Here is a 25,148-nt window from a genome sequence, read left to right as displayed (position 1 = left end):
CTCTCTAGACTCTGCCTGTCGTCCCGATGAAGGAGTTCCGTGGCAGTCCAGCCGATCCGCCTGTTCGGAGACCCGGTGCTGCGCAAGCGCGCCGCCGAGGTCACCACCTTCGACCGTGAGCTCCGGCGCCTGGTCCAGGACCTCACGGACACGATGATGGACGCGCCCGGAGCGGGGCTGGCGGCGCCCCAGATCGGTGTGTCGCTGCGCGTCTTCACCTGGTACGTCGACGGCGAGGTCGGGCACCTGGTCAACCCGACGCTCGAGCTCTCCCAGGAGACTCAGGACGGTGCCGAGGGTTGCCTGTCCCTGCCCCACCTGACCTACGACTGCCTGCGCGCGCTGTCCGTGGTGGCCGAGGGCTTCGACATGCACGGGGAGCCCGTCACGATCCACGGCTCGGATCTGCTGGCGCGCGCGATCCAGCACGAGACCGACCACCTCGACGGTGTGCTCTTCATCGACAAGCTCACCGCCGACGACCGCAAGGCGGCGATGCGGCAGATCCGCGAGAGCGACTGGTTCGCCGAGGCCGGCCAGCCGCAGATCAAGGTCTCCCCGCACAAGACCAACGGGTTCGGCTTCTGATGCGCGTCGTCTTCGCCGGCACCCCCGAGGTCGCCGTGCCGTCCCTCGACGCGATCCACGCCTCGCCGCACGAGATCGTGGCGGTCGTGACCCGACCGGACGCGCCCGCCGGTCGGGGCCGCAAGCTGCTGCCGTCGCCGGTGGCGCTCCGCGCGGAAGAGCTGGGCATCCCGGTGCTCAAGCCGGAACACCCGCGTGACCCGGCGTTCCAGGCCACCCTGCGGGAGCTCGATCCCGACTGCTGCCCGGTCGTGGCCTACGGTGCGCTGCTCCCGCAGGAGGCGCTCGACATCCCGAAGCACGGCTGGGTCAACCTGCACTTCTCGCTGCTGCCGGCCTGGCGTGGGGCAGCGCCGGTGCAGCGTTCGATCTGGGCCGGCGACGAGATCACCGGGGCGACCACCTTCCGGATCGTCAAGGAGCTCGATGCGGGGCCCACGTTCGGGATGATGACGGAGCGCGTCCGCGACACCGACACGGCTGGCGACCTGCTCGACCGCCTGGCCGAAGGTGGCGCCGGTCTCCTCGTCGCCACGCTCGACGGCATCGAGGCCGGCCAGCTCGAGGCGCGGGAGCAGGAGACCGAGGGCCTGCTGTCCTACGCACCGAAGATCCTGGTCGAGGACGCCCGCATCGTGTGGACCGAGCCCGCCGTCGGTGTGGACCGCCGGATCCGGGCGTGCAGCCCGTTCCCCGGGGCCTGGAGCACGTTCCAGGGCGAGCGCATCAAGATCGGTCCCGTGACCCCCGGAGCGACGTCCGACCTGGCCCCCGGCCAGATCGAGGTCACCAAGAACGCCGTCTACGTCGGCACCGGATCCACCGTCGTGAAGCTCGGGGAGGTCAAGGCGTTCGGCAAGAAGCAGATGGCGGCTGCCGACTGGGCGCGGGGCATCCACGACTTCCCCGCCGACGCACGCTTCGGCGAGGACTGACGTGGCGGACCCGCGCCGCCGCGGCCGTCCGGGCCCGTCGTCCGGCGGTCGGCCGCCGAAGCCCCGCCCGGCGGCTGACCCGTCCCGCCTCGCGGCGTACGACGTGATGACGGCCGTCCGGCTCGACGGCGCCTACACGAACCTGCTGCTGCCGCAGGTGCTGCGCAAGTACGGCCTCAGCGGCCGTGACGCCGGGTTCGTCACGGAGCTCGTGAGCGGCACGATCCGACGCCAGGGCACCTATGACGTCATCATCGGCGCCTGTGCCGACCGGCCCGTCGCACGCATCGAGGCCAAGGTGCTCGACGCCCTCCGGCTCGGCGCCCACCAGCTGCTCGCCATGAGGGTGCCGTCGCACGCAGCGATCTCGACGACGGTCGACCTGGTCCGCAGCACCGTGGGCCAGGGTCCTGCCGGGTTCACCAACGCCGTGCTCCGGCGCGTCTCCGAGCACCCACTCGACGAGTGGATCCGCCTCCTGGGACCGACGAAGGTGCACGCCTTCGCCGCGTTCGCCCACTCGCACCCGCTCTGGGTCGTCGACACCCTGGCCGAGGCCCTCGCAGCGACGAAGCCTGCGGACATGCGGGTCGAGCTCGACGCGCTCCTGGCGGCCGACAACGCTGCTCCGAAGGTCATGCTCGTCGCCCGACCCGGCCTGGCGACGCTGGACGAGCTCATCGCGGCAGGCGGTGAGCCCACCGGCCGTTCGCCCTACGCCGTCGAGCTGGGCGGCGGTGACCCCTCCGCCATCCCGGCCGTCGCCGAGGGGCGCGCAGGGGTCCAGGACGAGGGCTCCCAGCGCGTCGCACTCGCCCTGGCTGCGGCGCCCCTCGACGGTCGGGACGAGCTCTGGCTCGACCTGTGCGCGGGTCCCGGCGGCAAGACCGCCCTGCTCGCGGCCGTCGCCGCGCAGCGCGGCGCGCTGGTCGTCGCCAACGAGCGCCAGCACCACAGGGCGAGGCTCGTCGCCGACGGCACGCGCGCGGCCGCGGCCGGGTTGGCCGGGGTCATCACGGGTGACGGGACACGGCGTTCCTGGGCTTCCGGCAGCTTCGACCGCGTCCTGGTCGACGCGCCCTGCTCGGGCCTCGGCGCCCTGCGTCGGCGTCCGGAGGCGCGGTGGCGCAAGACGGCCGACGAGGTGCAGGAGCTGGTGCCGCTGCAGCAGCATCTCCTCGCCACGGCACTGGACTCCGTGCGGCCCGGCGGCGTCGTGGTCTACGCGACGTGCTCGCCGGTCCTCGCCGAGACGCGAGACGTCGTCGACGCAGTCCTGGCCGGCCGCGACGACACCACCCTCGAGCGCACCGAGCAGCTGTGGCCGCATCGCCACGGCTCCGACGCGATGTACTTCGCCGTGCTCCGGCGCGCGGAGGCCTAGGGTCGGTCCATGGCCAGTCCTTTCGTCGAGATCGAGGTGGACGACCGCGTCGTCAAGGTGACCAACCCTGACCGCGTCTACTTCCCCGAGACCGGCGCGACGAAGCTGGATCTCGTCGACTACTACCTCAGCGTGGGCCCAGGCATCGTCAACGCGCTGCGCGAGCGGCCGTGCATGCTGCACCGGTTCCCCAAGGGCCTGGCGGGGGAGAAGGTCCACCAGAAGCGGCTGCCGGCCGGGGCGCCGCCCTGGGTCGAGACCGTCGAGCTGTACTTCCCGCGCTGGGGCCGCACCGCGAACGAGCTCTGCGTCACGGAGCTGGGCGCGGTGATCTGGGCCGTGCAGATGAGCACGGTCGAGTTCCATCCGTGGAACAGCCGCCGTGCCGACACCGAGAAGCCCGACGAGTGGCGCATCGACCTGGATCCGGGCCCGGGCTGCGACTGGTCGACCGTGCAGCGCACTGCCGGGGTGGTGCACGAGGTGCTCGACGAGCTCGGCGCCACCGGCTATCCGAAGACGAGCGGTGGCAGCGGCCTGCACGTCTACGTGAGGATCCCGCCCGAGCACGGCTTCCGGGAGGTGCGCCGCGCGGCCCACGCCTTCGCCCGCGAGGTCGAACGACGCGCGGCCGGGATGGTGACCACGGCGTGGTGGCGCAAGGACCGTGACCCGGCCCAGCTCTTCATCGACTACAACCAGAACACGCGGGACCACACGATCGCGGCGGCCTACTCCGTGCGGGGCGTGCCGAACGCCAGGGTCTCGGCGCCGGTGGCGTGGGACGAGATCCCTCACTGCGAGCCCGACGACTTCACCATGGACACGATGCCCGCTCGCTTCGCCGAGATCGGCGACCTGCACGCGGCGATCGACGAGCACCCGTGGGAGATCGCACCACTGCTCGACTGGGCGGACCGCGATGCCGCGGCAGGGGAGTCCGCACCCGAGGACGAGGGCTGACGGCTCAGTGCCAGAAGCAGAGCCGGTCGGAGGCTTGCCCGACGGCGTCACCCACCGCATCGGCGGCGTCGTCGACAGCCTCGGCGGCGTGCCCGACGGCGTCGACCACGTCGCTGCCCGTGTCACCCAGGGTCTCGGCCACCCGGAGCACGTCGTCGACATGCTCCACCGCCACGTCGGCGACGGCACCGCCGACGCGCTGACCGGCCCACGCGCCGAGCGTGCCGCCGAGGTAGGCCCCGCCCGGCATGGCCGCCAGGGCTGCGGCGCCACCCGCGGCGAAGGCGAGGGTCATGCCGCCCTCCACGGCTCCGCGGACCCCGGCCCGGAGCGACCGCTCGGTGGCGGACATCGATGGATGCGCTGCATCGGCAGTCCACTGGTGCCGCGCATCGAGCCCGACCGTGAGCACCGACCCGGCGAGACCGAGCTCCCGCAGGAGGTGCGCTCCAGCCGGGCGCGCCGCCTCGAGAAGGCTGCCCGCCCGTCCGATGAACGGTCGTGTGGACGCAGCCGCTGACCGGGTGAACCACTCGAGCTCTGCCGAGAGCCTGCGTCCCGGCAACCCGGCGAGGCTTCCGGGCTGACTGGCGCTCCACGCGAGCCACTCGGCCGTGTCACCGCCACGAGGCGGTGCATCGAGGAGGGCGCGGCTCAGGTCCGTCCAGGCGTCGGGCGCAGCCGGCTTCGGGAGCCGCGACCGGAAGACCGCATGCGCCGTCGCCTCGTCCGCCCGCGCCCGCCTCACGGCGATCGCTGCCGGGTGGTCGCTCGCGGAGTAGAACCCGCTGTGGTCGATCGTCAGCCCGGCATCGAGCGCGACCGACGTCGCGACGCGCAGGTCCTCGCACACCGTGGCGAGCGCCTGGGCGAACCCGTCGAGTGCGGCCGCCAGCACGCTGCAGCGGTCCGCAGCAGCAGAGAGGTGCCGGGCGGCCGCGACGGTCCGCTGGGACGCTGCGGTGCTGGCCGGGCCGGTCCACTCGCCATCACACCGTGGCGCCAGGTCGAGCGCTGCGGACCCGAGGCACCGCGAGAGCCGGTGCACCGCGGCGGCAGCCGTCCGACACTGCGCCGGGTCAGCGGCGACCTGTGTGTCCCAGTGGTGGATCACGGCGCCGACCACGAGCCGAGCGCACCCGCAACCGCGGCGTCGGCTGCGGCGTACTCCCGGGCGGCGTCGAGGAGCGCTGCGCCGAGTGCCGTCAGCTCGGCACCGGCCTCGTCCACCGAGGCCAGGATGCCGGCCACGGTGGTGGCGAGCAGACCGGTGGACTCTCCGGCGTCGGGCAGCGGCGGCGCTGCGAGGCAGGCGACCGCCTCACGCACCGACCGGATGCTCGCGGCGTGGGTCGTCAGGGCGGTCGTGGCTACCGCGAAGTCGTCGCTCATGCCTGTGACTACCCGCACTGCCCAGCACCGATCCTCGAGCACCCGCGACCTGTGGAGGGACCTAGACTGCGCCCGTGGCCACGTGCATGCAGATCACCCCGTCGATCCTCAACGCCGACCTCGCGAACCTCGGTGCCGAGGTGCGCCGCATCGGCAGCGCCGACATGGTGCACATCGACGTCATGGACAACCACTTCGTGCCGAACCTGACGCTCGGCCTCCCGGTCGTCGAGTCGCTCAGGGCCCACACCGAGCTGCCGTTCGACGCCCACCTGATGATCGCGGACCCGGACCGCTGGGCTCCGGCGTACGCCGAGGCGGGCTGTGCGTCGGTCACCTTCCACGTCGAGGCCGCGGCCGCCCCGGTGCGCCTCGCCCGCGAGATCCGCGCACAGGGCGCGCGTGCGTCGATGGCCCTCAAGCCCGCCACGCCGATCGAGCCCTACGAGGACATGCTCGCCGAGCTGGACATGCTGCTGATCATGACCGTGGAGCCGGGCTTCGGTGGCCAGAAGTTCCTCGACATGTGCCTGCCCAAGATCCGTCGCGCCCGCGCTCTCATGGACAAGCACGGCGTCGAGACCTGGCTCCAGGTCGACGGCGGCGTGTCGCTGGAGACGATCGAGCGGTGCGCAGAGGCGGGCGCCGACGTCTTCGTCGCCGGCTCCGCGGTCTACAGCGCCGCCGACCCGGACGCGATGGTCAAGGACCTCCGGTCGAAGGCCGAGGCCGTCCGCGCCTGAGCCGCGCCGGTTGACCGGTCAGACCGATCACCCGCCCGGAATTCCCGTGCGCCACATGGCACACCCCACATGGTTGAGGTGTCAGCCATGTGCGAGTATTGCGCCGACGAGTTGAACACTCGCGTGCACTGGGGGCGGTGAAATTCCGCACCGGCGGTGACTGGGGCCCCTCCACCAGGTGGGGAGTCAGAAGTCCGCGACCCGGCCGCAGCCAGCGGCCGGTTGACGAAGTGAGAATCTTCGACCGACGGTCAGAGTCCGGATGGAAAGCGCACGCGGTACGACGCCCGCTCACCGAGGTCCGTCCCGGACGCGCCGCAGGTGACCAGGCCCGCGCCGGCAGCCCCTGGAGTCCGCGACACGGACCTTTCAGAGAGCCATGGCCTTCACCACAGCAGAGCACGAAGCGATGCGTCGCGCCCTCGAGCTCGCCGCGACCGCCGGCGTACCGCTGGGGCCGAACCCGCGGGTCGGCTGCGTGATCCTCGCGCCGGACGGGACCACGCTCGTCGAGGGATTCCACGAGGGTGCCGGCACGAAGCACGCCGAAGCGGCCGCTATCGCGACCGCGCAGGAGCGCGGGATCGACCTCACCGGTGCCACCGCCGTCGTCACCCTGGAGCCCTGCAACCACACGGGGCGCACGGGCCCGTGCGCGCTGGCACTGATCGGTGCCGGCGTCGGACGGGTCGTCTTCGCCCAGTCCGACCCCAACCCCGAGGCGGCCGGCGGAGCGCAGACCCTGCGTGACGCGGGGATCGACGTCGAGCACGGCCTGATGGCTGCCGAGTCCGAGGACCTCAACCGCGTCTGGAGCTTCGCGCTCACGCACCAGCGCCCGTTCGTCACCTGGAAGCTCGCGACGAGCATCGACGGCCGCTCGGCCGCCAGTGACGGCACGAGCAAGTGGATCAGCAGCCGCGCCGCGCGCATCGACACCCACCGGTTGCGTGGCCTGGCCGACACCATCCTCGTTGGCACGAACACGGTCGAGGTCGACGACCCGCAGCTCACCGTGCGGGACGCCGACGACCGCCCCATCGCGGACCAGCCGCTGCGCGCTGTCATGGGCATGCGCGAGCTGCCCGCCCGCAGCCGTGTCTTCGACGGCAGTGCCGGCACCGTGCACCTGCGTACCCACGAGCCCGCCGAGGCGCTTGCCCAGCTCTTCGCGCGGGAGCGGCGCCACGTCTTCCTCGAGGGCGGCCCGACGCTGGCGGCGGCGTTCTTCCGCGCAGGTCTCGTCGACGAGGTCGTCACCTACGTCGCGCCCGTGCTGCTCGGGGCCGGCCGGAATGCCGTGGACGACCTCGGCATTCACACCATCACCGACGCAGCGCACCTGCGCGTCACCGACGTCACCGTCATCGAGGCGGACGGCGAGGACACCTGCGTCCGCATCACCATGACGACCCACGGCACTGCCCTGCACGGGCTGTCCACGCACGAGGAGGACTGATGTTCACCGGCATCATCGAGGAGCTCGGCACCGTCGAGGCGGTGGACCGCCTGGACGACGCGATCCGGCTCACGATCCGCGCCAGCACGGTGCTCAAGGGCACCGGCCTCGGCGACTCGATCGCCGTCAACGGCTGTTGCCTCACCGTGGTGACGATGACCGACGAGCTCTGGACCGCCGACGTCATGCAGGAGTCGCTCGACAAGACCTCCGTCGGTGACCTCCAGGTCGGCGACGTCGTCAACCTCGAGCGCGCGGTCACCGCCGACAAGCGACTCGGCGGCCACGTCGTGCAGGGTCACGTCGACGGTGTCGGCCACGTCGTGTCGCGGACGCCGAGCGAGCACTGGGAGATCGTGGAGCTCCAGGCGCCCGCAGGCATGGGCCGCTACCTCGTCGACAAGGGATCGATCACGATCGACGGGGTCAGCCTCACGGTCGTCGAGGCCCGCGACGACGACACGTTCACCGTCAGCCTCATCCCCGAGACCCTCGCCCGGACGACGATGGGTCGCCGCCAGCCGGGCGACCGGGTCAACCTCGAGGCCGATGTCATCGCCAAGCACGTCGAGAAGCTGCTGACCAGCGGCTACCTGCAGAAGCTCATGAAGGAGCAGAACCAGTGAGCACCACCCACACCCCGCAGCCGGAGCAGCAGCACGGCGGCGTCCGCCTGGACGACGTCGAGCTCGCCATCGCCGATATCGCCGCCGGCAAGGCCGTCGTCGTCGTCGACGACGAGGGCCGCGAGAACGAGGGCGACATCATCTTCGCCGCCGCCAAGGCGACGCCCGAGCTGATGGCGTTCACGATCCGCCACTCGTCGGGCGTGATCTGCGCTCCGATGCCGGGCGAGATGCTCGACCGCCTCGAGATCCCGCTGATGACGCCCCACAACAAGGACGCCTACCGCACGGCGTACACGATCTCCGTGGACGCCCGCGACGGCACCTCGACCGGCATCTCGGCGGCCGACCGGGCCCGCACCGTCAAGGTGCTGGCCGACTCCGCGACCGAACCGTGGGAGCTCACCCGCCCGGGCCACGTCTTCCCGCTGCGCTACCGCGAGGGCGGCGTGCTGGTCCGGCGCGGCCACACCGAGGCCGCCGTCGACCTGGCCCGCCTGGCGGGCCTGACGCCGGTCGGCGTCCTGGTCGAGGTGGTCAACGACGACGGCACCATGAAGCGCGCCCAGGAGCTGCGCGAGTTCGCCGACGAGCACGGCCTGAAGATGATCTCCATCGAGGACCTGGTCCGGCATCGCCGCCGCACCGAGGTGCTGGTCGAGCGGGTCGCGGAGACGCGGCTCCCCACAAAGTACGGCGAGTTCACGGCGTTCGGCTACAAGGTGACCGTCGACGACTCCGAGCACATGGCGCTCGTCCGCGGCGATGTCGCGGCGGCCGTCGCGGCCGGCATGCCCGTCCTGACCCGCGTGCACAGCGAGTGCCTGACCGGCGACGTGTTCGGCTCCGAGCGCTGCGACTGCGGCCCGCAGCTGGAGCAGTCGCTCCAGCAGATCGTCGAGGACGGCACCGGCATCGTGGTCTACCTCCGCGGCCACGAGGGACGCGGCATCGGCCTGGCCGCCAAGCTCCAGGCCTACGCGCTGCAGGAGCAGGGTCGCGACACGGTCGACGCCAACCTCGACCTCGGCCTGCCGGCCGACGCCCGCCACTACGGCGCGGCGACGCAGATCCTGCGCGACCTCGGCGTCACCAACGTCCGGCTGATCACCAACAACCCGGACAAGTGCACGAGCCTCGCCGACTACGGTGTGGCCGTGGCCGAGCGGGTCGCGCTCGACACCCACGTCAACGAGAACAACGTGGCCTACCTCCGCACCAAGGCGGAGCGCATGGGCCACACCATCGACCTGGACACCCTGGAGGGGAACTCATGAGCGGCGCCGGCGCACCCACCGCAGCACCCACGGACGCCTCGGACCTGCGGGTCGCGATCGTCGCGGGCACCTGGCACGAGCAGGTGATGGACGGCCTCCTCGCGGGCGCCCAGCGCTGCCTCGACGCCTACCAGGTCAGCGACGCGACGCTGGTCCGGGTCCCGGGCGCCTTCGAGCTCCCGATCGTCGCCCGCGAGCTGGCCCTCAAGGGCTACGACGCGGTGGTCGCGTTCGGTGTCGTCATCCGCGGCGGCACCCCGCACTTCGACTTCGTCTGCAACGCCGCCACCGACGGCCTGACCCGCGTCGCCCTCGACACGGGGGTGCCGGTCGGCTTCGGCGTGCTGACGACCGACAACGACGAGCAGGCCCTCGACCGTGCCGGCCTCGAGGGTTCCAAGGAGGACAAGGGCTGGGAAGCCACCTCCGCAGCGATCGTCACCGCCCAGACGCTGAAGAAGATCCGCCAGGGCTTCTGAGCACAGCTGCGAGGGCCCCGTCACCGGCAGGTGGCGGGGCCCTTCGTGCAAGGATCGGCGCATGTCCTCCGGTGAGCACCCGAGCCCGTCGTACGACCCGGCAGCAGAGGTCGTCGACATCTGCCGTGACCTGATCCGCATCGACTCGACCAACGACGGCACCGACACCGGCCCGGGGGAGCGCGCAGCAGCCGAGCACGTCGCGGCGCTCCTCGACGAGGTCGGCATCGACTCGACCCTCGTCGAGTCACGCCCCGGCCGGACGACGCTGGTCGCGCGGATCGGCTCGGGCGACCGGGATCCGCTGCTCGTGCACGGCCACCTCGACGTCGTCCCGGCGGCGGCGGAGGACTGGAGCGTCCACCCGCTCAGCGGCGAGATCCAGGACGGGTACCTGTGGGGCCGAGGCGCGGTCGACATGAAGGACTTCGACGCCATGGCGCTGTCGGTCATCCGCGCCCGTGCGCGTGCCGGACGCCTGCCGGAGCGTCCGATCGTGCTGGCCATGACGGCGGACGAGGAGGCCGGTGGCCACCTCGGAGCACAGTGGCTGGTCGAGGAGCACCCGGACCTGGTCGCCGACTGCACCGAGGCCGTGGGTGAGGTCGGCGGCTTCTCCACGACCGTCCGCGGCCAGCGCATGTACCTGGTCGAGGCGGCCGAGAAGGGCATGGCCTGGATGCGCCTCACCGCGAAGGGCCGGGCCGGTCACGGCTCGATGATCAACCACGACAACGCCGTCACCGCGCTCGCCGGCGCAGTGGCCCGGATCGGCTCGTACGAGTGGCCCGTCCGCCTCACACCCACCATGGAGGTGCTGCTCGCCTCGGTCGGCACCCTCGCCGGCGTGCAGGCCACCCCGGACAACGCCGCGGCTCTGGTCGAGGAGTTCGGGGGAGCGGCGCGCATGCTGGGCGCGGTCATCCGCAACACGGCCAACCCGACCATGCTGGGCGCGGGCTACAAGGTCAACGTGGTGCCGGGGGAGGCCACCGCCCACGTCGACGGCCGCTTCCTGCCCGGCTACGAGGACGAGTTCTTCGCCACCCTGCACGAGCTGGCCGGACCCGACATCGCCTTCGACTTCGTCTCCCACCAGCAGCCCTGGGAGACGCCGTACGACGGCTCGCTGGTGCGTGCGATGGAGCAGTCCCTGATCGCCGAGGACCCCGATGCGCTCGTGGCGCCGTACCTGATGAGCGGCGGCACCGACGCGAAGCACTTCCGCAGGCTCGGCATGCGCTGCTATGGCTTCGCACCGCTGCGTCTCCCGGCCGAGCTCGACTTCACCGCGCTCTTCCACGGCGTCGACGAGCGTGTGCCCGTGGACGGCCTGGAGTTCGGTGCGCGGGTCTTCGACCGGTTCCTCGACCGGGTCTGACCTCAGTAGAGGGCGTAGACCGACCTCTGCTGCCGGATGATCTTCCGGCGCACGGTGATCCGCCGCATCCCGTCGTTGCCGATGCCGAGCCGCGCCAGCTCCCAGCCCTCGGTCTCGGCGAGCTCGACGAGGTAACGCGTGACGAAGGATCGGCTCACGTCGCGCGGCAGGACGAACTGGTTGAACTCCCATTCGAGTCCGGGCCGGAGTGCCTTGCGCGCGGGTGCAGCCACTTCAGTCTCCTGAGACGTCGTCCAGTGCGTCGGTGATCTCGGGCGGCATGACCAGGTCGGCGATGCCGAGCGCCGCCTTGAGCTGGGCGGCGGTGCGTGCGCCGACGAGCGGTGCGGCGACACCGGGACGGTCGCGGACCCAGACCAGGGCCACCTCGAGCGGCGTCCAGCCCAGGCCGTCGGCGGCCCGGCAGACCGCCTCCACGATCCGCTGGGAGCGCTCGTTGAGGTAGACGCCGACGAAGTTCGCGAAGTGCGAGGAGGCGGCCCGGGAGTCCGCGGGTGTGCCGGTGCGGTACTTGCCCGTCAGCACGCCACGGCCCAGCGGGGACCACGGCAGGATGCCGAGACCGAGCGCCTGGGTGGCGGGCACCACCTCCGCCTCGATCGAGCGGTTGAGCAGCGAGTACTCCACCTGCGTCGACGCGAGCGTCGCGCGGCCCGGGACCGCGCGCTGCCACGTCGCTGCCTGTGCGGTCTGCCAGCCCGAGTAGTTGGAGACGCCCACGTAGGAGGCCCGGCCGGTGGTCACGGCGTAGTCAAGGGCCGACAGCGTCTCCTCCAGCGGCGTCTCGTCGACCCAGGTGTGCACCTGCCACAGGTCCACGTGGTCGACGCCGAGGCGACGCAGCGAGGCGTCGAGCTCGGCGATCAGGCGACCCCGCGACACGTTGGTCTCGCGCTCGCCGCGGCGGCGGGTGATGCCGGCCTTGGTGGCGATGACGACGTCGTCGCGGTCGACCGCGTCGCCCAGGAGCGAGCCGATCAGCTCCTCCGAGGCACCGTCGCCGTAGCCCGCAGCGGTGTCGAGCAGGGTGCCGCCAGCGGCGACGAACGACGTCAGCTGCTCGCGCGCCTCGTACTCGTCGGTGTCGCGGCCCCACGTGAGCGTGCCGAGCCCGAGGCTGGAGACCTGGAGGCCGGTGGAGCCCAACGTGCGCTGCTGCATGCGCAAACGGTATCCACAGGTACACGGGCGCCCGCGCGCGCCACGCCGCCGGGCCGCCGTACGGTCGGCGGCATGGCGACCATCCGGGAGCGCGCCGAGGCGGAGGCGTGGGAGCGGCGACGGGTGCTGCGCGCGTTCGTCGCCGGCGATGCAGCCCCCTCCCGCGGCGACGGCCCGTCGCTGTGGCGCTGCCTGCTCGGCGGGGCGGCTCTCGCGATCGTCCTGCTCGCGGGTGTCGTCATGGTCCCGTCATGGATCCACCCGTAGGCTCCCGCCCGTGCTCAACTACTTCGACGCCGTCATCCTCGGAATCGTCGAGGGGCTCACCGAGTTCCTCCCGGTCTCCAGCACCGGACACCTGACGATCGCCGAGAAGGCGCTCGGCCTGCCCATCGACAACGACGCGGTGACGGCGTACACCGCCGTCATCCAGATGGGCGCCATCGCCGCGGTGCTGCTGTACTTCTTCAAGGACATCGTGGCGATCGCGGCCGGGTGGCTCGGCGGCATCGTCGACCCGGCGAAGCGCGGCACGCTCGACCACCGCATGGGCTGGTACGTCATCGCCGGCTCGATCCCGATCGGCATCATCGGGTTCGCCGCGAAGGACCTCATCTCCGGGCCGCTCCGCTCGCTCTGGGTCGTCGGCGCCGCCCTGATCCTCTGGAGTGCGGTCATGTGGTGGGCGGAGAAGCAGGGCACCCAGGAGCGTGGCGAGAAGAAGCTCACGCTCAAGGACGCGCTCGTCGTCGGCGCGGTGCAGTGCATCGCGCTGGTCCCGGGCGTCTCCCGCTCCGGCGCGACGATCTCGGCCGGACTCCTGCGAGGGCTCGACCGCGTGACCGCGACCCGCCTCAGCTTCTTCCTCTCGATCCCCGCGCTGACCGCTGCCGGCCTCTACGAGCTCAAGGACGTCGTCGGCTCGCACATCGGCGTGGGGGAGACCCTCGTCGGCACGGCCGTCAGCTTCGTGGTGGCCTACGCGTCCGTGGCGTGGCTGCTGAAGTTCGTCGCCGGGCACACGATCGTGTCGTTCGTGCCCTACCGCCTGCTGCTCGGCGCCGGGCTGCTGGCGCTGCTCGCCGGCGGGGTCATGTCGGCCACTTGAGCCTCCACGTCGGCGCTCACAGCCAGCCGGAGCGCTTGAACCGCAGGTAGAGGTAGGCCGACGTACCGATCATGAGCAGCACGGCCATCGGGTAGCCGAAGAGCCAGTGCAGCTCGGGCATGTGGTCGAAGTTCATGCCGTAGACGCCGGCGATCAGGGTCGGCAGCAGGATCAGGGCCGCACCGGCGGAGATCCTGCGCATGTCCTCGTTCTGCTGTGCCGACACCTTCGCGAGCTGGAGCGAGATCCGCGCCGTCTGCGCCTCGAACGCCGAGGACAGCAGCGAGTCGAGCGAGTCGATCGACTCCGCCACCCGACCCAGGTGGTCCGCGACGTCGCGGAAGTACGGCGCTGCGTCGGGCGTCATGCCGGGCACCATGCCGGTGGCAGCCCGGTTCATGGGCTCCCGCAGCGGCAGCACCGCACGGCGTACCTCGGCGAGCTCGCGCTTGAGGATGTAGATCCGCTCGGTCTCGTCGGTCTCCTCCTCGGAGAAGACCGAGGTCTCGACCTCGTCGACGTCGACCTCGAGCTCGGCGGCGACCTTGAGGTACTCGTCGACCACGCGGTCGCAGACGGCGTACGCCACCGCGGAGGGACCGTGGCTGAGGATCGAGGCGTGCTGCTCGAGCATCAGGCGCGCGCTGTGCAGCTCCGCGCCCTGGCCGTGGCGGACCGTGACGACGAAGTCGGGCCCGGTGAAGACGTTGATCTCGCCGGTCTCGACCGCATCGGTGTCGTCGACGTACCAGAGCGTCTTGAGCACGAGGAAGAGCGAGTGGGGGTAGCGCTCGAGCTTCGGTCGCTGGTGGGCGAGGAGGGCGTCCTCGACCGCGAGGGGGTGGAGGTCGAAGATCGCCGCCACCCGGGCGAGCTCGTCCTTCGTCGGCTCGTGCAGCCCCACCCAGACGAACTCGTTGGCCGCATCGCACTGGTCTCGCAGCGCGGTGAGGTCGTCGAGGGACCGGTCCAGGGGCACGCGCACGCCGTCGCGGTAGAGGGCGCTGTCGACGATCACGGCCTGAGCGTACGCTCGCCGGCATGGCAACGGTGATCCTCGTGCGACACGGGCGGAGCACGGCGAACACCTCGGGTGTGCTCGCCGGCCGCGCGCCCGGAGTGGACCTCGACGACGTCGGACGAGCGCAGGCCGAGGAGGTCGCCCGGCGGATCGCCGACGCGCACCCCGTCGCGATCGCGGTCAGCCCGCTGGACCGGTGCCTGCAGACCGCGGCCCCGATCGCCGACGCCACCGGTCTCGACCTCACCGTCGACGAGGCCCTCCAGGAGGTCGGGTACGGCGCCTGGCAGGGGCGCGCCATCAAGGAGCTGCTCGAGGAGCCGCTGTGGCGGACGGTCCAGGCGACGCCGTCGGCCGCGACCTTCCCGGACGGCGAGTGCCTGGGCGACATGGCCGAGCGCATCGCAGCCGCACTGCGGGCGCACGACGCCCGGATCGAGGCCGCCCACGGAGCCGGCGCCGTCTGGGTCGCGGTGAGCCACGGCGACCCGATCAAGGCAGCCCTCGCCGACGCGCTCGGCCTGCCCTTCGACCACTTCCAGCGCATCCACGTCGACCCCGGCTCGGTCTCGATCGTCCGCTACGGCAGCGTGCGTCCGACGGTCCTGGCGATGAACACGCATGCCGGCGAGCTGGGCTGGCTGCGTGCGCCGGTGGAGCGGCCGGACGACGCCGAGGTCGGTGGCGGAGCGGGCCCCGCGGCCCGAGGGGCCGGGTCCTAGGCTGGCGTCATGGATCCGGTGATGCACTCGTTCGACCCGCCCGAGCGGTTCGTGGCGGGCACGGTCGGCGCGCCCGGGCAGCGCACGTTCTTCCTGCAGGCGCGCGCGGGCCGCCGCATCGTCAGCGTCGCGCTCGAGAAGCAGCAGGTCGCGGTGCTGGCGCAGCGCGTGGACGAGCTCCTCGACGAGCTCATGCAGCAGGGTGGTACGAGCGGGATCATCCCGGCCGTGGCGCCGCTCGACCTCGCCGACGACGGGCCGCTCGAGCAGCCCATCGACGAGGAGTTCCGCGTCGGCACCATGACGCTCTCGTGGGACACCGCGGAGGAGCGCATCGTCATCGAGGTCTATCCGCTCGTCGACGCGGGCGATGAGAGCGGCGAGCCCGCACAGGAGGCCGCCGGCGAGGTGCTCGTGGTCCGCCTGGCCGCTGCGACGGCGCGTGCGTTCGTGGCTCGTGCCCAGAAGGTCGTGGGTGCTGGTCGGCCCGACTGCCCGTTCTGCGGTGAGCCGATCGACGCGTCGGGGCACCTCTGCGTCCGTGCCAACGGCTTCAAGCGACGTGGCTGAGCTGGTCCTCGAGGGCCGGCTGACGACCGCCTCCAACGCGACCTTCCTCGGGCGGCTCGGCGACCTGCAGGTCGTCTACAAGCCCGTGGCGGGGGAGCGGCCGCTCTGGGACTTCCCGGGCGGCCACCTCGCGCACCGTGAGCTCGCGACGTACCTGGTCTCGGAGGCGCTCGGCTGGCACGTCGTACCCCGGACCTGGCTGGACGACGGCCCGCACGGACCGGGGATGCTCCAGGAGTGGATCGAGGAGGATCCGGGCCAGGCCGCCGTGGACGTGGTGCTGCCCGGCGAACAGCTGCCGGGACAGGTCGTCGTCCTCGAGGCCCGCGACGAGACCGGCCGACCGGTGCTGCTGGTCCACGAGGAGTCCGCGGCGCTGCGTCGCATCGCGCTCCTGGACGTCCTGGTCAACAACGCCGACCGCAAGGGCGGTCACGTGCTCAGCCGGGGCGCGGAGCGCTTCGGCATCGACCACGGGGTCACCTTCCACACGGATCCGAAGCTCCGCACGGTGCTGTGGGGCTGGATCGGCGAACCGCTGACCGAGGAGGAACGACGAGCGGTCGCGCACGTGGCCACGGACGGCGCCCTGACCGGGCAGCTCTCCCGGCTCCTCAGCGACGACGAGATCGAGGCGTTCCGCACGCGGGCCGGCGCCCTGCTGGACGCGGGTGTCTTCCCGCCGCCGTCGGGCGAGTGGCCCGCCATCCCGTGGCCTGCGCTCTGAGCGTCACACCGACCGTCTAGAGTTCCAGCATGCGCGCCTGGTCTGCTCCCGAGATCGCCCCTCTGCAGGTCAAGGGACCCGTCGTCCGGGTCCACGACACCGCCACCGGCGGACTGGTCGAGACGAGCCCCGCCGAGACCGGGGCCCGCATGTACGTCTGCGGCATCACGCCGTACGACGCCACGCACATGGGCCACGCAGCGACGTACATCGGCATGGACCTGCTCAACCGCGCCTGGCGCAACGCGGGTCACGCGGTGACCTTCGTCCAGAACGTCACCGACGTCGACGACCCGCTGCTCGAGCGCGCCGCCAAGGTCAACGTGCCGTGGGAGGAGCTCGCCCTGCGCGAGACCCAGCTCTTCCGCGAGGACATGGAGGCGCTGCGCGTCCTCCCGCCGGACCACTACGTCGGCGCAGTCGAGTCCATCCCGCTCGTTATCGCCCTCATCCAGAAGCTGCAGGAGCAGGGCGTGGTCTACGACGTCGAGGGCGACCTCTACTTCGAGGTCAACGCCGACAAGGCGTTCGGCGAGGTGTCCGGCCTGGACCGGGAGCAGATGCTGGCGCTCTTCGGCGAGCGCGGTGGCGACCCGGAGCGTCCCGGCAAGAAGGACCCCCTCGACTGCGTCCTGTGGCGTGCCGAGCGCGACGGGGAGCCGAGCTGGGACAGCCCGTTCGGCAAGGGCCGGCCCGGCTGGCACATCGAGTGCACGGCGATCGCGCTGGAGCACCTCGGCCACGCGTTCGACGTCCAGGCCGGCGGCAGCGACCTGTCCTTCCCGCACCACGAGATGTGCGCCGGCGAGGCGCAGGTCGCCGAGGGCGAGCGGTTCGCTCACGCCTACGTGCACGCGGGCATGGTGGCGTACGACGGCGAGAAGATGTCGAAGTCCAAGGGCAACCTGGTCTTCGTCAACGAGCTCCGCCGCAGCGAGGTCGACCCGGCCGCGATCCGGCTGAGCCTCCTGCTGCACCACTACCGCGAGGACTGGGAGTGGACCGCCCAGAACCTGTGGAACGCCGAGGACATGCTGGACCGGTGGCGCGAGGCGCTGCGCCACGGTGTCGGCGCGCCGGCGGGCCCGGTCGTCGAGCAGGTGCTCGCGGCGCTCGCCAACGACCTCGACGCCCCCGCGGCCGTCGCGGCGATCGACGCGTGGGCTGCGGCGACGAGCGCTGGCGACCACAAGGACATCTACGCCGCCGACCAGATCCGGGCCGTCCTCGACGCGGGGCTGGGGCTCAAGGCCTGAGCCCCCGCGCCGCTGGCCTCACTCGGTGTTGCGCCGCTTGAGGTACTGCTCGAACTCCCGGGCGATCGCCTCGCCCGACGCCTCCGGAAGGTCCGCGGTGTCCCGGGTCTCCTCGAGCGCACGGACGTAGTCGCCGATCTCCTCTTCCTCCTCGGCCAGCTCGTCGACGCCGCGCTCCCAGGCGCGCGCCTCCTCGGGGAGGTCGGCCAGCGGGATCGCGCAGCCGAGCAGGTCCTCGAGCTCGTGCACGAGTGCGAGCGACGCCTTGGGACACGGCGGCTGGGCCACGTAGTGCGGCACCGCCACCCAGTAGGAGACCGCCGGGATGTCGAGCCGTCCGCACGCGTCCTGGAAGACCCCGACGATCCCCGTCGGACCCTCGTACGACGACTGCTCGACGCGCAGCCGGTCGACCAGCTCGGGCTCGGTGGCCGAGCCGGTCACGGGGAGCGGACGCGTGTGGGGCGTGTCGGCGAGGAGCGCAGCGAGCGTGATCACCAGGGATGCCCCGAGCTCGTCGCAGGCCGCGAGCAGCTCGGCGCAGAACTGACGCCAGCGCATGTTGGGCTCGAGGCCGCGGATCAGGATGACGTCGCGGTCCAGCCCCGGGGGAGAGGCGATCGCGATCTGCGTCGTGGGCCAGACGATCCGGCGGTGCCCGTCGGTGCCCGACTCGATGTTGGGCCGGTTCATCTGGAAGTCGTAGAAGTCCTCGGGGTCGATGGCGCCGACGACCTCGGCGTCCCACACCTCCATGAGGTGGTCGATGACGGACGAGGCGCTGTCGGCAGCGTCGTTCCAGCCCTCGAAGGCGGCGATCACCACAGGGTCGACCAGGTCGCGGACGTCATCGATCTCGATCACGCCTCCAGCCTAGCCACGGCGATACACGGTGGGACGCACAACACCGAACCCCCTAGACTGTGTGGCGACCGAGAGGCGTTGCAACGGGACCCGTCGTGATGACGCGCCCGCCACGCTCGGTTTGACCACCAAGGACGCCTTCCGATGAGGAAGGGAACCCGTGTCCAACTCCACGCCCAACATCCGCCCCGACGCCACCGAGGCCCTCACCTCGCTGCTGCGTGAGCGCATCCTCGTCATCGACGGCGCCATGGGCACGATGATCCAGCGCCACACCCCGGGCGAGGCGGAGTACCGAGGCGAGCGGTTCAAGGACTTCCACCTCGACGTCAAGGGCAACTCCGACCTCCTGGTGCTGACCCAGCCGGACATGATCCGCGGCATCCACAAGGAGTACCTCGCCGCCGGCGCGGACATCGTGGAGACCAACACCTTCGGCGCGACCACCATCGCGCAGGCCGACTTCGAGATGGAGTCGCTCGCCTACGAGATGAACGTCGCCGGCGCCCGCCTGGCCCGCGAGGCCTGCGACGAGTACTCGACCCCCGAGCGACCGCGCTTCGTCGCCGGCGCGCTCGGTCCCACCCCGAAGACCGCCAGCATCTCGCCGGACGTCAACGACCCCGGCGCCCGCAACGTCTCCTACGACGAGCTCGTCGCGGCGTACCTCGAGCAGGCCAACGGCCTCGTCGACGGCGGCGCGGACATCCTGCTGATCGAGACGATCTTCGACACGCTCAACGCGAAGGCCGCCATCTTCGCCGTGGAGACGCTCTTCGAGGAGCGTGGCCGCCGCTGGCCGGTCATCATCTCCGGCACGATCACCGACGCCTCGGGACGCACGCTGTCGGGCCAGACGACGGAGGCGTTCTGGAACTCGATCCGCCACGTCAAGCCGCTCGCGGTCGGCCTCAACTGCGCGCTCGGCGCCGCCGAGATGCGGCAGTACGTCGCGGAGCTGGCCCGGATCGCGGACTGCTTCGTCTCCTGCTACCCGAACGCCGGCCTGCCCAACGCCTTCGGTGAGTACGACGAGACGGCCCAGCAGATGGCCGCGGTCGTGAAGGAGTTCGCGGACTCCGGCCTGGTGAACATCCTCGGCGGCTGCTGCGGCACGACCCCGGAGCACATCGGCTGCATCCAGCAGGCCACCACCGGCCTCACGCCGCGTGTGCCGTCGACAGTCGCCCCCGCGATGCGGCTCTCGGGCCTCGAGCCGCTCAACATCACCGACGAGTCGCTCTTCGTCAACGTCGGCGAGCGCACCAACATCACCGGCTCCGCCCGCTTCCGCAACCTGATCAAGGACGGCGACTACGACACCGCCCTCCAGGTCGCCGCGCAGCAGGTCGAGGCCGGCGCGCAGGTCATCGACGTCAACATGGACGAGGGCATGATCGACGGCGTCGCCGCGATGGACCGCTTCCTCAAGCTGATCGCGTCCGAGCCCGACATCAGCCGGGTCCCGATCATGGTCGACTCCTCGAAGTGGGAGGTCATCGAGGCCGGCCTGAAGACGATCCAGGGCAAGCCGATCGTCAACTCCATCTCCATGAAGGCCGGCGAGGAGGAGTTCCGCACGCAGGCCCGCCTGTGCCGCAAGTACGGCGCGGCCGTCGTGGTGATGGCCTTCGACGAGGAGGGCCAGGCCGACAACCTCGAGCGCCGCAAGGAGATCTGCGCGCGCGCCTACCGCATCCTGGTGGAGGAGGAGGGCTTCCCGGCCGAGGACATCATCTTCGACCCCAACGTCTTCGCCGTGGCCACCGGCATCGAGGAGCACGCGTCGTACGGCGTGGACTTCATCGAGGGCGCCCGCTGGATCAAGGAGAACCTCCCGGGAGCGCAGATCTCCGGTGGCATCTCCAACGTCTCGTTCTCGTTCCGCGGCAACAACCCGGTGCGCGAGGCGATCCACGCGGTCTTCCTCTTCCACGCCATCAAGGCGGGCCTGTCGATGGGCATCGTCAACGCCGGCGCGCTGGTCACCTACGACTCGATCGACCCCGAGCTGCGCGACGCCATCGAGGACGTCGTCCTCAACCGCGCGGCGGACCCGCAGGCCGCCACCGAGCGCCTGCTCGAGCTCGCCGAGGCCCACCGGGGCTCCGGCGAGCAGGCCGAGGCGGCTGCGGAGGAGTGGCGGAGCCTGCCGGTGCGCGAGCGGATCACCCATGCGCTGGTGAAGGGCCTCGACGCACACGTCGAGGCCGACACCGAGGAGCTGCGCGCCGAGATCGAGCAGGCCGGCGGCCGTCCGATCGAGGTCATCGAGGGACCGCTCATGGACGGCATGAACGTCGTCGGTGACCTCTTCGGTGCGGGCAAGATGTTCCTCCCGCAGGTCGTGAAGAGCGCCCGCGTGATGAAGAAGGCCGTCGCCTACCTGATCCCGTTCATCGAGGCGGAGAAGGCGAAGTCGGGCAACACCGGCAAGGACACCAACGGCACGATCGTCATGGCGACGGTCAAGGGCGACGTGCACGACATCGGCAAGAACATCGTCGGCGTCGTCCTGCAGTGCAACAACTTCGAGGTCATCGACCTCGGCGTCATGGTGCCGGTGCAGAAGATCCTCGACGCGGCCCGGGAGCACGACGCCGACATCATCGGCCTCTCCGGCCTGATCACCCCGTCGCTCGACGAGATGGTCACGGTCGCGACCGAGATGCAGCGCCAGGGCTTCGACATCCCGCTCCTGATCGGTGGCGCCACGACCTCGCGTGCCCACACGGCCGTGAAGGTCGACAAGAAGTACGACGGCCCCGTGGTGTGGGTGAAGGACGCGTCGCGCTCGGTGCCGGTCGCGGCGACCCTCCTCTCCGACGAGCAGCGCCCCAAGTTCATGGACGAGGTCCAGGCCGACTACGACGCGCTGCGCGAGCGGCACGCGGCCAAGAACGACCGCCCGATGGTGACGCTCGAGGCAGCGCGCGCCAACGCACCGCAGCTCGACTGGTCGACGTACCACCCGCCGCGTCCGCACCTGCTGCTCCAGCAGAGCCACGACGTCAGCGCGGTCGCCAACATCGGCGAGCGGCACGCGACCCAGTACGTGAAGGTGTTCAAGGACTACTCGCTGACCGAGCTGCGCCGCTACATCGACTGGCAGCCGTTCTTCAACGCCTGGGAGATGAAGGGGTCGTTCCCGGACATCCTGAACAACCCGGCGTCGGGTCCGGCTGCCCGCAAGCTGTACGACGACGCGCAGGCGATGCTCGACCAGCTGATCGAGGAGAAGTGGCTCTCGGCCAGCGGTGTCATCGGCCTCTTCCCGGCCAACGCGGTCGGTGACGACATCGAGCTCTACACCGACGACCACCGCACCGAGGTGCGGACCGTGCTGCACCACCTGCGCCAGCAGGGCGAGCACCGCGAGGGCATCGCCAACAAGGCGCTCTCGGACTTCGTCGCGCCGAAGTCCACCGGGCTCAAGGACTACGTCGGCGCCTTCGCGGTGACGGCGGGCCTGGGCTCGGTGGAGAAGGTCAAGGAGTTCAAGGAGCGGCTCGACGACTACAACGCGATCCTGCTCGAGTCGCTCGCCGACCGCCTCGCGGAGGCGTTCGCGGAGCGGATGCACGAGCGGGTCCGCAAGGAGTTCTGGGGCTACGCGCCCGACGAGCACCTCGACAACGTGGCGCTGATCAAGGAGCAGTACGCCGGCATCCGCCCTGCGCCCGGGTACCCGGCGTGCCCCGAGCACACCGAGAAGCGCACCCTGTGGGAGCTCCTCGACGTCGAGGCGACCACGGGCATCGAGCTGACCGAGTCGATGGCCATGTGGCCGGGCGCCTCCGTCTCGGGCTTCTACTTCAGCCACCCGGACTCGCAGTACTTCGTGGTCGGCCGCGTCGGGCGTGACCAGGTGGCCGACTACGCCGAGCGCAAGGGCTGGACGCTGGCCGAGGCCGAGCGGTGGCTCTCGGCCAACCTCGCCTACGACCCGGAGGACTAGGCCGGAGGCGGCGTCAGCCGCTGGACCCGTCTGACCCGGACGCCCCGGTCGGCTCGTAGGAGTCGGCCGGGGCGTCCGTGCGCCGTGACAGTGCGATCAGGGGGATCGCGACCGCGCTGATCCCCGCGGCGACGAGGTACGACGCGGCGTAGCCGCGGAGGTCGGCGACACGACCCAGCGCCGGCTGGGCCCAGACCCCGCCTGCCGAGCTCATCAGCGAGTCGGCCGACAGCAGCGTCGCGCGTTGCCGGGACGGGATGAGGCCGTTGAGGTAGCTCTGCCGCACCGGCGTGAACGCGGCGAAGGTCAGGCCCCAGAGCCCGCTGAGCGCCAGCACCGCACCGAAGGAGTCGACAGACCCGATCGCCAGCATCGCCGCCACCGCGATCGCCGTGGTGAGCATGAGCGCGGACGTGCGCCGGCGCGCGAGCCGGCGTACCTGCCCGGCGGCCAGGCCGCCGGCCATCTGGGCGAGGGCCACGGCAGCTGCGACCAGCCCGGCCACCTGGTAGGCGTGCGGGTCCCCGTACAGCTGGAGCAGGTAGGGCTGGAGCGCGTAGAACGCGTAGAGCCCGACGCCACCGGTGACCAGCGCCTGCACCATGAGCCAGCGGATCGCGGGCACCTGCCAGCCGAGGTCGACGGTCTGGCGTGCCAGCCGCGCCACCTCCTGGCCGACCGTGCCATGGCGCTCGGGGGCGAACCCGAGGTCGCGCATCGCGACGGCTGCGAACACGAGCATGAGCAGCAGGACGCCGGCGCGGACCAGGTACGGCACGCCCAGGCTCGCGTGCTGGGCGACCCATCCGCCGGCCACGGATCCGACCAGCATGCCGGCCCCGGAGACCATCTGTCCGCGGCCGAAGACGCTGTCCAGCGAGCCGTCGAAGCCCGTGGCGGCGAGTGCATCGACCAGCCACGCCTCCACGGCGCCGGAGAAGAAGGTGAACCCGAGGCCGATCAGGACCGATGCGGCCAGCCAGAGCCAGAACGGCCCGTGGACCTGCCACAGGCCGACGTAGAAGAGCGTCGAGGCGGCGAGGGTCACGGTCCCCAGGAGGTACGACGCACGCCGGCCGACCGTGTCGGCCACGATGCCGGTCGGGATCTCGAAGAGGACCATGCCGGCCGTGAACGCGGCGTTGGCGGCGAACGCCTCGAGGTTCGACAGCCCGGAGTCGAGCAGGAAGATCGTGTTGATGCCCCAGATCAGCGACGCCGCCAGCGTGTTGCCCAGCATGAGGAGGAGGTAGGTCCGCTGGACCGAGCGTGCCGTCGTCACATCTCGCACGCTAGCCGTACCCGGCACCTGCAGGCGGGCACCCGCGACACCGACCAGGACAGCCCGCGCCCAGCCGGGAAGGGCCGTCCTGATCGGCATCGCCGAGGGACGGTGGGTCAGGCGGCGCGCTTGAGGCGACGGACGTAGGCCTGCAGCAGGCCCAGGGAGAGCGCCTTCAGCGCCTTCTGCTCGACGAAGGGCACGCGCTGACGGGCACTGAGCGTCCAGGTGATCTCGGTGCCGGACTCCGTCGCGACCAGGCTGACCTCACCGGCGTAGTCCGCGAACGGAACGCCGGCCAGCGCCTTGTAGCCGAGTCGCGTGGGGGCCTCGAACGTGGTGATCTCCTCGACGATGGCCGGGGCGGGGCCCGGGGCGGTGATCTTCCGGACGGCGCCGACGCCGTTGGGCTCCGGGGTGCCCGGCTTGGTCACGACGGCGGTCACGCCCGGACCCCAGTCGGTCATGCCGGCGTGGTCGGACAGGATCCGCCAGGCCTCGTCGATGTTGACCCGGACGGTGGCCGTGCTCGTTGCTCGCATGGCGTGATCCTAGGATCCTTCCGTGAAGCACGCGGCGGTCCTCTGGGACATGGACGGCACCCTGGTCGACACCGAGCCCTACTGGATGGAGGCCGAGTTCGACCTCGCCGAGCGGTACGGCGGCCACTGGACGCACGAGCACGGCCTCGCGCTGGTCGGCAACGACCTGCTCGAGTCGGGCCGCTACATCCTGCGGCACATGTTCGACCCCGGGTCGCCCGGTTCGCGGCTCACGCCCGAGGAGGTCGTGGAGCTGCTGCTCGACGGCGTCGTCGCCCGGGTCGAGCACGCGGTGCCCTGGCGTCCCGGCGCCCGCGCCCTGCTGGCCGAGCTCCTCGCCGCGGGCGTGCCGTGCGCCCTGGTGACCATGAGCTACCAGCGCTTCGTCGACCCCATCCTCGCCGAGCTGCCGGACGGGGCGTTCGCCGAGATCGTCACCGGCGACCGGGTCAGCCAGGGAAAGCCGCACCCGGAGCCGTACCTGAAGGCCGCCGCCGGACTCGGCCTCGCGCCGGAGACGTGCCTCGCGATCGAGGACTCCAACACCGGTGCGACCTCCGCAGAGGCGGCCGGCTGCACCGTGCTGGTCGTCGAGTGCCACGTGCCGGTCGCGCCGGGGGAGCGGCGGGTCTTCCGCGACTCGCTGGAGGGCCTGACCCCTGCGGACCTGCTCACGCTCGCGCCCTGAC

26 protein-coding genes and 1 riboswitch are annotated in these 25,148 nt (G+C 71.4%); of the genes, 18 read left to right on the top strand and 8 right to left on the bottom strand.

Annotated elements, in window-relative coordinates; all coding sequences use genetic code 11:
* Window positions 1-39 precede the first annotated feature (39 nt).
* From def to ligD, 4 genes are read left to right on the top strand one after another with little or no spacing between them, the layout of a single operon-like run.
* A complete protein-coding gene (gene def, locus Q5722_RS00685) occupies window positions 40-588 on the top strand; it encodes a peptide deformylase (protein WP_305026290.1) in 549 nt (182 codons plus the stop codon).
* A complete protein-coding gene (gene fmt / locus Q5722_RS00680) occupies window positions 588-1,523 on the top strand; it encodes a methionyl-tRNA formyltransferase (protein WP_305026289.1) in 936 nt (311 codons plus the stop codon). Before def ends, fmt begins: the two co-directional genes overlap by 1 nt.
* A gap of 1 nt (window position 1,524) precedes the next feature.
* Entirely contained in the window at window positions 1,525-2,907 is a 1,383-nt protein-coding gene (locus tag Q5722_RS00675) for an RsmB/NOP family class I SAM-dependent RNA methyltransferase (RefSeq protein WP_305026288.1), read from the top strand.
* 9 nt (window positions 2,908-2,916) lie between these two features.
* The gene (ligD, locus tag Q5722_RS00670) at window positions 2,917-3,870 is read left to right on the top strand and encodes a non-homologous end-joining DNA ligase (protein ID WP_305026287.1); all 954 of its coding nucleotides are present in this window, start codon (window positions 2,917-2,919) and stop codon (window positions 3,868-3,870) included.
* Window positions 3,871-3,874: 4 nt separating this feature from the next.
* Here the strand turns inward: ligD and Q5722_RS00665 are convergent, their stop codons facing one another.
* A complete protein-coding gene (locus tag Q5722_RS00665; protein WP_305026286.1) occupies window positions 3,875-4,996 on the bottom strand; it encodes a hypothetical protein in 1,122 nt (373 codons plus the stop codon).
* Window positions 4,981-5,262: a hypothetical protein gene (locus Q5722_RS00660; RefSeq protein ID WP_305026285.1), complete on the bottom strand. Its 282-nt coding sequence runs from the start codon at window positions 5,260-5,262 to the stop codon at window positions 4,981-4,983. Before Q5722_RS00660 ends, Q5722_RS00665 begins: the two co-directional genes overlap by 16 nt.
* 86 nt (window positions 5,263-5,348) lie before the next feature.
* On the opposite strand from Q5722_RS00660, the gene rpe reads away from it, so the two are divergent.
* The 6 genes from rpe to Q5722_RS00630 all read left to right on the top strand — a co-directional run bounded on the left by rpe (window position 5,349) and on the right by Q5722_RS00630 (window position 11,227).
* Window positions 5,349-6,005, top strand: a complete 657-nt coding sequence (gene rpe, locus Q5722_RS00655) for a ribulose-phosphate 3-epimerase (RefSeq protein WP_305028308.1) — start codon at window positions 5,349-5,351, stop codon at window positions 6,003-6,005.
* 119 nt (window positions 6,006-6,124) lie between these two features.
* Window positions 6,125-6,284: riboswitch (FMN riboswitch) on the top strand.
* A gap of 130 nt (window positions 6,285-6,414) precedes the next feature.
* The gene (gene ribD, locus Q5722_RS00650; protein WP_305026284.1) at window positions 6,415-7,464 is read left to right on the top strand and encodes a bifunctional diaminohydroxyphosphoribosylaminopyrimidine deaminase/5-amino-6-(5-phosphoribosylamino)uracil reductase RibD; all 1,050 of its coding nucleotides are present in this window, start codon (window positions 6,415-6,417) and stop codon (window positions 7,462-7,464) included.
* A complete protein-coding gene (locus Q5722_RS00645; protein WP_305026283.1) occupies window positions 7,464-8,090 on the top strand; it encodes a riboflavin synthase in 627 nt (208 codons plus the stop codon). Before ribD ends, Q5722_RS00645 begins: the two co-directional genes overlap by 1 nt.
* Window positions 8,087-9,367, top strand: a complete 1,281-nt coding sequence (locus tag Q5722_RS00640; RefSeq protein WP_305026282.1) for a bifunctional 3,4-dihydroxy-2-butanone-4-phosphate synthase/GTP cyclohydrolase II — start codon at window positions 8,087-8,089, stop codon at window positions 9,365-9,367. Before Q5722_RS00645 ends, Q5722_RS00640 begins: the two co-directional genes overlap by 4 nt.
* A complete protein-coding gene (ribH, locus tag Q5722_RS00635; protein ID WP_305026281.1) occupies window positions 9,364-9,846 on the top strand; it encodes a 6,7-dimethyl-8-ribityllumazine synthase in 483 nt (160 codons plus the stop codon). Before Q5722_RS00640 ends, ribH begins: the two co-directional genes overlap by 4 nt.
* A 61-nt stretch (window positions 9,847-9,907) precedes the next feature.
* Window positions 9,908-11,227, top strand: coding sequence for a M20/M25/M40 family metallo-hydrolase (locus Q5722_RS00630; protein ID WP_305026280.1), 1,320 nt, complete (start codon window positions 9,908-9,910; stop codon window positions 11,225-11,227).
* A gap of 2 nt (window positions 11,228-11,229) precedes the next feature.
* Here the strand turns inward: Q5722_RS00630 and Q5722_RS00625 are convergent, their stop codons facing one another.
* Window positions 11,230-11,460: a DUF5703 family protein gene (locus Q5722_RS00625; protein WP_305026279.1), complete on the bottom strand. Its 231-nt coding sequence runs from the start codon at window positions 11,458-11,460 to the stop codon at window positions 11,230-11,232.
* Window position 11,461: 1 nt separating this feature from the next.
* A complete protein-coding gene (locus Q5722_RS00620; RefSeq protein ID WP_305026278.1) occupies window positions 11,462-12,409 on the bottom strand; it encodes an aldo/keto reductase in 948 nt (315 codons plus the stop codon).
* 72 nt (window positions 12,410-12,481) lie between these two features.
* Here Q5722_RS00620 and Q5722_RS00615 point away from each other — a divergent pair, with 72 nt between their 5' ends.
* Together Q5722_RS00615 and Q5722_RS00610 are read left to right on the top strand one after the other, a co-directional pair.
* A complete protein-coding gene (locus tag Q5722_RS00615; protein WP_305026277.1) occupies window positions 12,482-12,676 on the top strand; it encodes a hypothetical protein in 195 nt (64 codons plus the stop codon).
* A gap of 10 nt (window positions 12,677-12,686) precedes the next feature.
* Window positions 12,687-13,517 carry an undecaprenyl-diphosphate phosphatase gene (locus tag Q5722_RS00610; protein WP_305026276.1) on the top strand — a complete coding sequence of 277 codons (831 nt, stop codon included), beginning with the start codon at window positions 12,687-12,689 and terminating at the stop codon, window positions 13,515-13,517.
* A 16-nt stretch (window positions 13,518-13,533) separates the two neighbouring features.
* Here Q5722_RS00610 and Q5722_RS00605 read toward each other — a convergent pair whose 3' ends face one another.
* On the bottom strand, window positions 13,534-14,535 hold the full coding sequence (locus Q5722_RS00605; RefSeq protein WP_305026275.1) for a magnesium and cobalt transport protein CorA: 1,002 nt from the start codon (window positions 14,533-14,535) through the stop codon (window positions 13,534-13,536).
* A gap of 23 nt (window positions 14,536-14,558) precedes the next feature.
* On the opposite strand from Q5722_RS00605, the gene Q5722_RS00600 reads away from it, so the two are divergent.
* Genes Q5722_RS00600 through mshC form a run of 4 tightly spaced genes read left to right on the top strand, consistent with a single transcriptional unit; the run spans window position 14,559 to window position 17,813 of the window.
* Window positions 14,559-15,260 carry an MSMEG_4193 family putative phosphomutase gene (locus Q5722_RS00600; RefSeq protein ID WP_305026274.1) on the top strand — a complete coding sequence of 234 codons (702 nt, stop codon included), beginning with the start codon at window positions 14,559-14,561 and terminating at the stop codon, window positions 15,258-15,260.
* A 9-nt stretch (window positions 15,261-15,269) separates the two neighbouring features.
* Window positions 15,270-15,830, top strand: a complete 561-nt coding sequence (locus Q5722_RS00595; RefSeq protein WP_305026273.1) for a DUF3090 domain-containing protein — start codon at window positions 15,270-15,272, stop codon at window positions 15,828-15,830.
* Window positions 15,823-16,557, top strand: a complete 735-nt coding sequence (locus Q5722_RS00590) for an SCO1664 family protein (RefSeq protein ID WP_305026272.1) — start codon at window positions 15,823-15,825, stop codon at window positions 16,555-16,557. Before Q5722_RS00595 ends, Q5722_RS00590 begins: the two co-directional genes overlap by 8 nt.
* 29 nt (window positions 16,558-16,586) lie before the next feature.
* Window positions 16,587-17,813 carry a cysteine--1-D-myo-inosityl 2-amino-2-deoxy-alpha-D-glucopyranoside ligase gene (gene mshC / locus Q5722_RS00585; protein ID WP_305026271.1) on the top strand — a complete coding sequence of 409 codons (1,227 nt, stop codon included), beginning with the start codon at window positions 16,587-16,589 and terminating at the stop codon, window positions 17,811-17,813.
* 18 nt (window positions 17,814-17,831) lie between these two features.
* Here the strand turns inward: mshC and Q5722_RS00580 are convergent, their stop codons facing one another.
* Window positions 17,832-18,677: a PAC2 family protein gene (locus Q5722_RS00580; RefSeq protein WP_305026270.1), complete on the bottom strand. Its 846-nt coding sequence runs from the start codon at window positions 18,675-18,677 to the stop codon at window positions 17,832-17,834.
* A gap of 250 nt (window positions 18,678-18,927) precedes the next feature.
* Between Q5722_RS00580 and metH the strand changes: the two genes are divergently transcribed.
* Complete coding sequence (metH, locus tag Q5722_RS00575; protein WP_305028307.1) at window positions 18,928-22,635, top strand: methionine synthase; 3,708 nt, start codon at window positions 18,928-18,930, stop codon at window positions 22,633-22,635.
* A 13-nt stretch (window positions 22,636-22,648) separates the two neighbouring features.
* Here the strand turns inward: metH and Q5722_RS00570 are convergent, their stop codons facing one another.
* Window positions 22,649-23,917, bottom strand: a complete 1,269-nt coding sequence (locus Q5722_RS00570; RefSeq protein WP_305026269.1) for an MFS transporter — start codon at window positions 23,915-23,917, stop codon at window positions 22,649-22,651.
* Window positions 23,918-24,033: 116 nt separating this feature from the next.
* Entirely contained in the window at window positions 24,034-24,459 is a 426-nt protein-coding gene (locus Q5722_RS00565) for an SRPBCC family protein (RefSeq protein WP_305026268.1), read from the bottom strand.
* A gap of 22 nt (window positions 24,460-24,481) precedes the next feature.
* On the opposite strand from Q5722_RS00565, the gene Q5722_RS00560 reads away from it, so the two are divergent.
* Window positions 24,482-25,147, top strand: a complete 666-nt coding sequence (locus tag Q5722_RS00560) for an HAD family hydrolase (protein WP_305026267.1) — start codon at window positions 24,482-24,484, stop codon at window positions 25,145-25,147.
* The last annotated feature ends 1 nt before the right edge of the window (window position 25,148 follow it).

Source organism: Nocardioides jiangxiensis, from assembly GCF_030580915.1.
Lineage (GTDB): Bacteria > Actinomycetota > Actinomycetes > Propionibacteriales > Nocardioidaceae > Nocardioides > Nocardioides jiangxiensis.
Note: the sequence above shows the minus strand (reverse complement) of the source record. Positions and strands in the feature narration are given on the sequence as shown.

Bases quoted from the DNA above. Each gene is read 5' to 3' on its own strand.
- Q5722_RS00660 (WP_305026285.1), bottom strand. From the start codon at position 5,262: ATGAGCGACGACTTCGCGGTAGCCACGACCGCCCTGACGACCCACGCC.
- ribD (WP_305026284.1), top strand. From the start codon at position 6,415: ATGCGTCGCGCCCTCGAGCTCGCCGCGACCGCCGGCGTACCGCTGGGG.
- Q5722_RS00630 (WP_305026280.1), top strand. From the start codon at position 9,908: ATGTCCTCCGGTGAGCACCCGAGCCCGTCGTACGACCCGGCAGCAGAG.
- mshC (WP_305026271.1), top strand. From the start codon at position 16,587: ATGCGCGCCTGGTCTGCTCCCGAGATCGCCCCTCTGCAGGTCAAGGGA.
- ribH (WP_305026281.1), top strand. From the start codon at position 9,364: ATGAGCGGCGCCGGCGCACCCACCGCAGCACCCACGGACGCCTCGGAC.
- metH (WP_305028307.1), top strand. From the start codon at position 18,928: ATGGGCACGATGATCCAGCGCCACACCCCGGGCGAGGCGGAGTACCGA.
- Q5722_RS00565 (WP_305026268.1), bottom strand. From the start codon at position 24,459: ATGCGAGCAACGAGCACGGCCACCGTCCGGGTCAACATCGACGAGGCC.
- Q5722_RS00615 (WP_305026277.1), top strand. From the start codon at position 12,482: ATGGCGACCATCCGGGAGCGCGCCGAGGCGGAGGCGTGGGAGCGGCGA.
- fmt (WP_305026289.1), top strand. From the start codon at position 588: ATGCGCGTCGTCTTCGCCGGCACCCCCGAGGTCGCCGTGCCGTCCCTC.
- Q5722_RS00595 (WP_305026273.1), top strand. From the start codon at position 15,270: ATGGATCCGGTGATGCACTCGTTCGACCCGCCCGAGCGGTTCGTGGCG.
- rpe (WP_305028308.1), top strand. From the start codon at position 5,349: ATGCAGATCACCCCGTCGATCCTCAACGCCGACCTCGCGAACCTCGGT.
- ligD (WP_305026287.1), top strand. From the start codon at position 2,917: ATGGCCAGTCCTTTCGTCGAGATCGAGGTGGACGACCGCGTCGTCAAG.
- Q5722_RS00600 (WP_305026274.1), top strand. From the start codon at position 14,559: ATGGCAACGGTGATCCTCGTGCGACACGGGCGGAGCACGGCGAACACC.
- Q5722_RS00620 (WP_305026278.1), bottom strand. From the start codon at position 12,409: ATGCAGCAGCGCACGTTGGGCTCCACCGGCCTCCAGGTCTCCAGCCTC.
- Q5722_RS00645 (WP_305026283.1), top strand. From the start codon at position 7,464: ATGTTCACCGGCATCATCGAGGAGCTCGGCACCGTCGAGGCGGTGGAC.